Raw genomic sequence first — 8,188 nt, forward strand, 5'->3', positions numbered from 1 at the left:
GTGTCCGCGTCACGACCTCACCCCTCAACAGACACCGCCTTCACCGACTCACGAACTCGGCAAGCGATCCTCCTGGTTGGGGGCAGCCGTCCTCCGCACCTTCACATCGCTTTCCGGAGCCAGCCGCACCCTCACCGCGTGACCGCTCCACCCAGGGGGCTCGGGACTGGTCGTCGATGTCCGGCTGGTGAACCGGTCAGCCCGGAGGACTCGGTGGACTCGGCCCCCTGGGGCGCGCCCATGTTGGCGTACGCGTGCACTTCCTCTGGGAAGAACGCAGATATGACCGCCATCTTCGTATCGGCCGTGGGTGTGCTGGGAACCGTGGTGGGAGCCGCCCTCACTGCCTTCATCGCAGCTCGTACGGAACGGCGCAGAGAAAGATCACAGGACCGGGTCCGGCTGAGTGACCTGCGGGTAGAGCATCAGCGATGGCGCCGCGAGCGCCGGCAGGCCGCCTACCACTCATTCCTCGAAGCGCTGGGCATCGCCGACCGGGAGAACCAAGCCTTCTTCCGTGAATTGCGTGCCGGGCACGCTCCGGTCCCGCTCGACGAGACGCGGAGCGCCGCGATAAGGCTGAAGTTCAAGGATGCCGAGAGCGCGGGGCTGATGGTGGTGCTGGAGGGCCCCGAGCACGTCGCGGAAGCAGCCCACACCCTCGTCGAACAACTGTCCTCCCTCGTCCAAGACGTTCGGCAGTACGCGGAAGCAGTCGCAGCGGAGAGCAGCTCCATCGGGGGCGACGACGTGCACGAGGCCGGCATGCGGTTCATCGCCGATCGGAAGGCGTTTCTCGGCTTGGCCAGGGATGCGCTCGATGAGGTGACCAAGCACATCCAGCCCCTCCCCGAAATGGAGTGAGGCACGCCTCGCGGCTTCGGTCGGTGCTTCCTTGGAGTGCTTGTCCCTCCCAGCGGCGATGCCCGTCATGATGTCCCGGTCCGCCAAGACGCACCGAGTTCCGCGAGCCATCCTCGAAGTGCGCCGCGCCGTTCCTCCAGGTCCTGCGAGGCGGGCGAGAGGAGATAGACGTTGTCGCGGTACAGGCGGAATCCGAGGCTCTGCCATCCCTGGGCGATCTTGGTGTTCACGCGGCCCCACTCGGCCTGGTCCGTCAGACGCCGGCTGCCGAGGTCGGTGATACCGGGTGAGCAGGCGATGGCCCGGCAGCCGGCCATGAGCCGGGTGATGACTCGCAGCCGAGTACCGCCGCCAGTCCGTGCCCACGCCAGAGGGGATCCAGCGTCACCCGGTCCATGACGAGCAGCGCGGAGCCGACGTACTCCAGCCGCTCGCTGACCTCGGTGGTGAAGGAGCCTGTTGCGGGATCGAGGAGCGCCTGGGCGGTCTCGTACAGGTCCTCGGATTCCTCTTCCATCGCCCAGTACGTTCGGTATCCAGTGACCGTTGTTGCACGGGTTCGTTAGACCGTCCGTGGGAGAAGACAGTGGTGCCTGCTGCTGGCAGGTGCACCGATATGACTTCGGCCGGGGCTTCGGCGAACTCGCCGCCATGCTGACGGTCTTCGCCCCGGACTTGGAATCGTGGGCGAAGGCCCGAGGCGGTCGGGATGGCCAGAGATTCCTCCTGGGGCCCAATGGCTGGCCAGACCGTCGCATCAATGCCTGCCTTGGTTCGGCAAAGTGGCGAATCCTCGCGGAACGCACAGCCCGGGACTACACGTACTCGCTCGTCGTGTGGTTGAACTTCCTGCTCACCAGGGGGGTGAACTGGTGGGAGGCGGTCGAAGACGACGCGGAGGAGTTCCTGTTCTGGCGGGTTACCGATCCGGCCAACACCGGGCGCGTCCAGACGAGCTCGTTCTCCCGCGATCTTGCGGGCCTGAACAAGTTTTACAGGTGGATGCGTCGTCGCTATGGCGTCGAGAATCCCTTCAGCGACTTCGATGCTCCCAGGGCGCGGCGCACGGAGGACGTCAAGTGGTTGGACGTCGGGGGCTATAAGCGGTGGCGGGACCTCGGGATCCGTGGCAGGGACCTGTCCGGGCGCCCGGATAGGTGGTGGCGTGGCCGCAACGAGCAGCGGGACGTCGCCTTCTGTGACGGCCTCTACGGCAACGGGCTGCGGGTGTCGGAGTGGGCGAGCGTGATGTTGCCCGAACTGTCTTCCTACGACGGCCGGCGCGGCTACTACACCTGCCAGTTGGCGGATGCCTGCGCGAAGGGCGGGTACGGCCATCCGTACTGGACTCCCCGCGTGGCGATGAAGGGGCTGCTGTCGTACGTGGAAGGCGCTCGGGCGGCTGCGGTGCGAAGAGCCCAGGCCGCCGGCCGTTACGAGCGTCTGGGCCGGGCGCGGATGGTGTTGGCGACGCACGGCATGGAGGCCGTGACCCTGGAGGGGGCGAACGGTGGCGCCGAGCGTCGGCAGTGGAATGACATCGGCCCCCGTACCCGGCTGCGTCTGCTGCGGCGCACCGACCTTGGGCTGGAGCCGTTGGCGTTGTGGCTGAACGAGGACGGTCTGCCACGCGACGGGCGAGGGTGGGAACACACCTTCGACGCCGCGAACAAGCGGATCGCGATGCTCGGGCTGGAGGGGTTCACCTGCACCGCCCATATGCTGCGCCATTCATTCGCGCTGAAGTGGTACGCGATCGGCAAGCTGGTCCACGCTCCGCGGATCGGACACCTCACGGAGGATGAACGGCAGGACTTTCGAGAACAGTTCGGTGACACCTGGCACTTGGTGCAGACGATGCTCGGACACCTGAGGGTCGAGACGACCAAGTCGATCTACCTTGAGCCCTTCCGGACGCTGGATGTCGAGATGCTGCTGGCCCACGCGGAAGGGTTCCCCGTCGAGACTTTCATGACGGATGTGTTCACCGGGCACCCTCGGGTCCGCACCGATCCCCTGGCCGGCGTCCGGTGAGTCCACGCGGGCGCAAGGCGTCGCTGCCTGGTCACGGCCCGAGGACTCAGCGCGGCCTGTTGGTCGAGGACGACGGGTCCCTCGCGGTGCGCTGCTTCAGCCAGGACGGTGAGGACCGAAGGGACTATGACTTCTCGCGTTTACGTATGGCTCCGGGGCTGCGCGATGCCCTGCTGGCCGCGTTCGTGAAGCGGACCGCGCCAGGGGCCGGGCTGACGTCCCTGCAGTCGGTGAACAAGGTGCACGGCGCGGTGGTACGGCTGGACCACTACCTGGAGACGCTGGCCTGGCCGCCGACCGAGTTGGCGCATCTGACGGCCGAACACATCGACGGGTTCTACCAGAGCCGCAGGCACATCGACAGCATTCGCGTCGACCTGAGCCATCTGCGGCAGCTGCTGGCCTTGGCCGACGGGGTCAGTGATGCCGTATCCGCCCGGCTGGCGGGGCCGCTTCCGAAGCAGATCAGGGGTGAGGGACGGCGGAGTTACAGCCGGGCGGAGTTGAAGCGGATCACAGAAGCCTCCCGCGCGGACTTGCGCGCGGCGGCGGCGCGTATTCGCGGCAACCGGGAGCTGTTGCAGCGCGTTCGCCGCGGGGAGGATGTCGCCCAGGGCGACCGGAGCGTCGCGCGGAGGCTGGAACTGCTGGACTGGGTCGACCGCTTCGCGGATGTTCCCCGGGCGTCGGCGCCCTCTCCGTCGGCCAGCAGTCCCTTTCCTCGCCCTTGCACCTGGGTGAGCAGGCTCGGCTCGGTGGTGGAGTTCGTTTCAGCCTTGCACCTGACGATCGCCGAGACCGCCGCCGGCGCGGTGCTGTTGGCGGCGATGACGGGCGAGAACCCGGAAGTGATCCTCAAGACTCCGGCGGTGCATCATCGCGCGGACGGGTACACGGGTGAGAGGGCGACGGCCATCGTCGGCGTGCGCAAGCCGCGGCGGGGCCGCCGCGCCTACATGGACCTGGCGCTCTCGGAGATCCCCGACTGGATCAGCATCCCGGCCGAGCCGGAAGAGGTCACGACCCGGGACGAGCTGCACACACCGTTCGGCCTCTATCTGCTGCTGCACGAGCTGACGAGGCGTTCGCGGGCACTGACCGACAGTGACCGGCTGCTCGTGGGCTATTGCGCGGCGGGTGGCAAGGGGGCCAGTCGAGGCTTGCGTCCACTGACCTATGCCGGCCTGCACGTCTCACAGCTGGGCAGGACTCAGGGCTTGCTGCGGGACGACCCGGATGGGCGGGGCGAGCCGGTGCCTCTGCCGTTGCGGTTGGACCTGCTGCGGTTGACGTTCATCGAGCTGCACCAGATGCCGGTCGCGCACACGGAGCAGACCGCGGCGACGTCCTACCTGGCCCGCAACCGCGGCAACATCACCGAGTACCGCAAGGTCGTCGCGGCCACCTTGGTGGACGAGGTGGCCAAGGCCCGCACACTCGGCGCAGTGGCGGTGATGTCCGCGCAGGACGTTGAGCGGGCCCGAACGGATCCGGATGCGGTAGCCGCCGAGCATCGGCTCGACATCGCCGTCCTCAGGCGGGTGATCGCGAGGGAACTGGACACGGTGCTGGCGGCCTGTACTGACAACCGAAACGGTCCTCATGGGCCGCCGGGACAGCCGTGTCCGGCCTCGTTCATGCTGTGCTTGGGCTGTGAGTGCGCCCGCGCCCTTCCGCATCATCTGCCCGTTCAGGTGCTGGTCCACGACCGGCTGGCCGAGCGGCGCGAGCAGTTGGACCCGCTGCAGTGGGCCGAGCGGTTCGCCGGTCCTCACGCGCAGCTCGCCGACCTGCTCGATCAGCATGACGAGGCGGCTGTCACGGACGCCCGGCACTGCGCTACGGATGCTGACCGTTCGCTGGCCGAGCGTCTCTTGAACCGGGAGCTTGACCTGCGATGACAACGACAAGGCTCGCGCAGCAGCTGGCGGCCGAGGAGATCCCGCCCGGGACGCAGTGGCCGACTCCGGACACCCGGGTGCTGGTGAACCGTGATCTACGGCCGGAGACCGACCTCTCCCAGCTGTCGAGGTTCCGTCACGATCACTGGGACCTCAACCCAGCGGTCTTCGCTGACCACTCCAGCTCCTACACCCTCAACTTCAAGATGGTCCCAGCCCCGTTGAGGCTGGCGGCCAAGCACTACGCCTGGCAACTGCTCAACCACACCGAGCCGCCCTCGGTGCGCGGCGCCAATGGCAGCCGGATCTGGGTCACCACGATCGCGACGCAGTTCAACACCGCGCTCAAATTCGTGCTCGACTGGTTCGCCGGCCAGGGAGTGACAGCGTTCTGCCAGGTGACGAACTCCATGCTGGACGCCTACCTCATCGAGATCTCCCGCCAAGAGGGCGCATTGGAGAGCTGCTACCGCAAGCTCACCGAAGTCCGCAGGCTGTGGGCCTATCGCAGTGTCCTGCCCGCGAGTATGCGCCTTCCCCAGGCACCGCCCTGGGACGGCGAGGACACCGGCGACCTCCTGGGGCGCACGTGCAGCCGGAGGGAGAACCGCACCCGCCGGATCGGCGCGGCCACGATGGAGATGCTTCTGGCCTGGGCGATCCGTTTTGTCGAGGACTTCGCCGAGGACATCCTGGCTGGCCACGCAGAGCACCGTGAACTGATGAGCCGGACGCCCGATGCGCGCCGGGCCGCCGTCGGAAGGGGAGAGCCCGCGCGGGCCCGGTACGGCCGCGGCGGGCTGAAGCCGAAGGTCGCCGCCTATCTGGCGGGCCTGCGCGAGCGCGGAGAGACGCTTCCTGGCCGGCGCAACGAGGCCGGGAACCTGGAGATCGACTGGCGCCGTCTGGCCGCCATCCTGGGCTGCTCTGACTCCGTCGAGGACACCGGGACCGGGCGGATGATCACCGAGTCCGGGGTTCCCATCGGGTCCTGCACCTACCTGGACGCACCGGTGACCGGCCTGTTGGACGGGGTGACCTGGCGGACAGAGCGCATCACCCACCACGAGGCACCGCAGCTGGCACGCCTGCTGAGTACGGCATGCCTGATCATCATCGCGTACCTGTCCGGCGCCCGCGTCGGGGAAGTCCTCAACCTCCGGCGCGGCTGCGTGCGCTTCGACGCGGACACCGGACTGTGGCTGATGGAGGGCCTCTACTTCAAAGGCGCCACGGACCAGGACGGCAACGTGGTCCCCGAGGGGAAGATCCGCGAGGACCCCTGGGTGATCATCGAACTGGTTGCCCGCGCGATCACGCTGCTGGAGCGGCTGCATTTCCACACTCTGCTGTTCCCGACCCATCTCGACAGCAGGGACCGGGGCCGAGCAAGTCAGCGCCGCGGGCAGGCCCGCACGACGAGCTCCATCGTCAAGGATCTGGCGGCGTTCGTGGCGTGGGTCAACGCCGAGTGCGCGCGCCGTGTGCGCACCGATGCCATCCCTGATGACGGGCGCGGTCGGCTGACGGCCAGTCGCTTCCGGCGCACCCTGGCCTGGTTCATCCGCCGCCGACCGCGGGGCCTGATCGCGGCCTCGATTCAGTACGGCCATCTGCACACCCGCATACTGCAGGGCTATGCAGACCCTCGGGAATTGCATCAGACGGGCGAGAAGTCGCAGGTCGCAAGTTCAGCGCGACGGCCTGAAGGACTCCAACGCTACTACGAACTGACCTTCTGAACAGGCATGTTGCCAAGAAGAGCCCGTCTAATGCATGATTTGCCCTCCAGAAGGGATGGTCTGGAGTGGTGCATCAGCAGAAGGTGGCCCTTGCCGGGGCAGCTCAACTGGAGCTCGTGTCCGGGGTCGTTCAACTGCGTCCCGAGGACGCGATGTTCGACGCGATGCTGCGGGGCTGGAGGGCTCAGCAGAAGTCGCGCGGGCTGAAGGATGAGACGATCGACCCGCGGGAACGCCTGGTCCGCCGGTTCCTCGAGTTCGCGAACGACTACCCGTGGCAATGGACGCCGGCCCACATGGACGAGTGGTCGGCCTCCTTGGCGAGCGAGAAGCATCTGGCGCCGTCCACGATCCGCAGCTACCAGGGCGACGTTCGACTGTTCAGCGAGTTCCTCATCGACGGCCGCTACGGGTGGGGGACGGCTTGCGAAGAAGCCTTCGGCACCCATCCGGTGGCCATCGCTCACGAGTGGAACACCCTTCCCCACCTCCAGGATTACGAGGGCGACCCGGAGGCCAGGCCCTTCACTCGCGAGGAACTGCAGCGATTCCTCGACTACGCCGACGACCAGGTCACCCGCGCCGTGAAGTCCAAGCGCAAGGGCGCCCTTGCCGCCTACCGCGACGCCACCCTCTTCAAGGTCATCTACGGCTGGGGCCTTCGCCGGACGGAGACCTCCAAGCTGGATGTCGTCGACTTCGGGCGCAATCCGCAGGCTCGGCAGTTCGGCCGGTTCGGCACGCTTAACGTCCGCTACGGCAAGGCAAAGAAGGGCCAGCCGCCGCGACGACGGAACGTGCTGTCGGTGATGGACTGGGCCGTCGAGGCGGTCGCCGACTACGTCGAGAACGTCCGGCCGCGCTTCGGATTCCCCGACCACCCAGCACTGTGGATCACTGAACGCGGAGGGCGTCTGCAGCCCGGCTCCATCAACGACCGGTTCGAGGCATACCGCGATGCCCTAAAGCTCCCGAAAGACCTAGTTCCGCACTCAATTCGTCATTCTTACGTCACGCATCTGACCGAAGACGGAGTGGACCGGCGCTTCATCCAGCAGCAGGTCGGTCACGAGTGCGACAGCTCCACGGCCATCTACACGCACGTCAGCGACGACTTCATGAACACTGCCCTGAGCAAGGCCCTGGCCCCGGCGTTCGCCGGCGCCTGACGAGGAAGGACCCGATGATGGCCGCCAAGCTCGACTACCACTGGCACCTGCGCAAGGTGATGGCGGACCGCGGGATGTTCTCCACCACCGACCTCCTCCCGCAGCTGAAGGAACGCGGCATCACACTTCGTCGAGCCAGGTCTACCGGCTCGTCGTCGAGCGACCGGAGCGACTCAGCCTGAAGATCCTCATGGCCCTGCTCGACATCCTCGACTGCACCATGGACGACCTCATCGAGCCCATCTCCGCGGCCAGCTCCGCGCCGAAGCCGAAGAAGGTTGCGGCGGGCGGGACTTCGGTCTCCGGCTCGGTGAGCTGGCTCCTCGACGGCCCGCATCAGCGGAGTCGACCGGTGACTGGCCTTGCCGAGGAGGTCATCGCGGATCCGGTCGGCCTGATCGTGCGGCTGGTCGGGAACGTCGATAGGCACCTCGCCGACCGCATCCGCGACATCGTCTGCACAGTCGTACGCGGACGA

The 8,188-nt window shown here is 67.3% G+C and carries 8 protein-coding genes and 1 pseudogene; 7 read left to right on the top strand and 2 right to left on the bottom strand.

Annotated elements, in window-relative coordinates:
- Positions 1 to 282: 282 nt before the first annotated feature.
- Positions 283 to 864, top strand: coding sequence for a hypothetical protein (locus E4N62_RS13285; protein WP_230214168.1), 582 nt, complete (start codon positions 283 to 285; stop codon positions 862 to 864).
- Positions 865 to 929: 65 nt separating this feature from the next.
- Here the strand turns inward: E4N62_RS13285 and E4N62_RS13290 are convergent, their stop codons facing one another.
- Both E4N62_RS13290 and E4N62_RS13295 read right to left on the bottom strand, forming a co-directional pair.
- Positions 930 to 1,094, bottom strand: a complete 165-nt coding sequence (locus E4N62_RS13290) for a hypothetical protein (protein ID WP_230214169.1) — start codon at positions 1,092 to 1,094, stop codon at positions 930 to 932.
- Positions 1,095 to 1,117: 23 nt separating this feature from the next.
- Positions 1,118 to 1,381 carry a hypothetical protein gene (locus tag E4N62_RS13295; RefSeq protein ID WP_230214170.1) on the bottom strand — a complete coding sequence of 88 codons (264 nt, stop codon included), beginning with the start codon at positions 1,379 to 1,381 and terminating at the stop codon, positions 1,118 to 1,120.
- Positions 1,382 to 1,437: 56 nt separating this feature from the next.
- Here E4N62_RS13295 and E4N62_RS13300 point away from each other — a divergent pair, with 56 nt between their 5' ends.
- The 6 genes and pseudogenes from E4N62_RS13300 to E4N62_RS49365 form a co-directional block, all read left to right on the top strand.
- A complete protein-coding gene (locus E4N62_RS13300) occupies positions 1,438 to 2,898 on the top strand; it encodes a site-specific integrase (RefSeq protein ID WP_230214173.1) in 1,461 nt (486 codons plus the stop codon).
- A gap of 59 nt (positions 2,899 to 2,957) precedes the next feature.
- A complete protein-coding gene (locus tag E4N62_RS13305) occupies positions 2,958 to 4,799 on the top strand; it encodes a hypothetical protein (protein WP_230214175.1) in 1,842 nt (613 codons plus the stop codon).
- A complete protein-coding gene (locus E4N62_RS13310) occupies positions 4,796 to 6,541 on the top strand; it encodes a site-specific integrase (protein ID WP_230214180.1) in 1,746 nt (581 codons plus the stop codon). Before E4N62_RS13305 ends, E4N62_RS13310 begins: the two co-directional genes overlap by 4 nt.
- 65 nt (positions 6,542 to 6,606) lie before the next feature.
- Positions 6,607 to 7,710: a tyrosine-type recombinase/integrase gene (locus E4N62_RS13315; RefSeq protein ID WP_230214181.1), complete on the top strand. Its 1,104-nt coding sequence runs from the start codon at positions 6,607 to 6,609 to the stop codon at positions 7,708 to 7,710.
- A 14-nt stretch (positions 7,711 to 7,724) separates the two neighbouring features.
- Positions 7,725 to 7,892: a hypothetical protein gene (locus tag E4N62_RS49360; protein ID WP_230214182.1), complete on the top strand. Its 168-nt coding sequence runs from the start codon at positions 7,725 to 7,727 to the stop codon at positions 7,890 to 7,892.
- Between the two features lie 8 nt (positions 7,893 to 7,900).
- Positions 7,901 to 8,188 (top strand): annotated as a pseudogene (locus tag E4N62_RS49365) (hypothetical protein); the annotation flags it as partial.

The organism is Streptomyces sp. MNU76 (assembly GCF_020982545.1).
Lineage (GTDB): Bacteria > Actinomycetota > Actinomycetes > Streptomycetales > Streptomycetaceae > Streptomyces.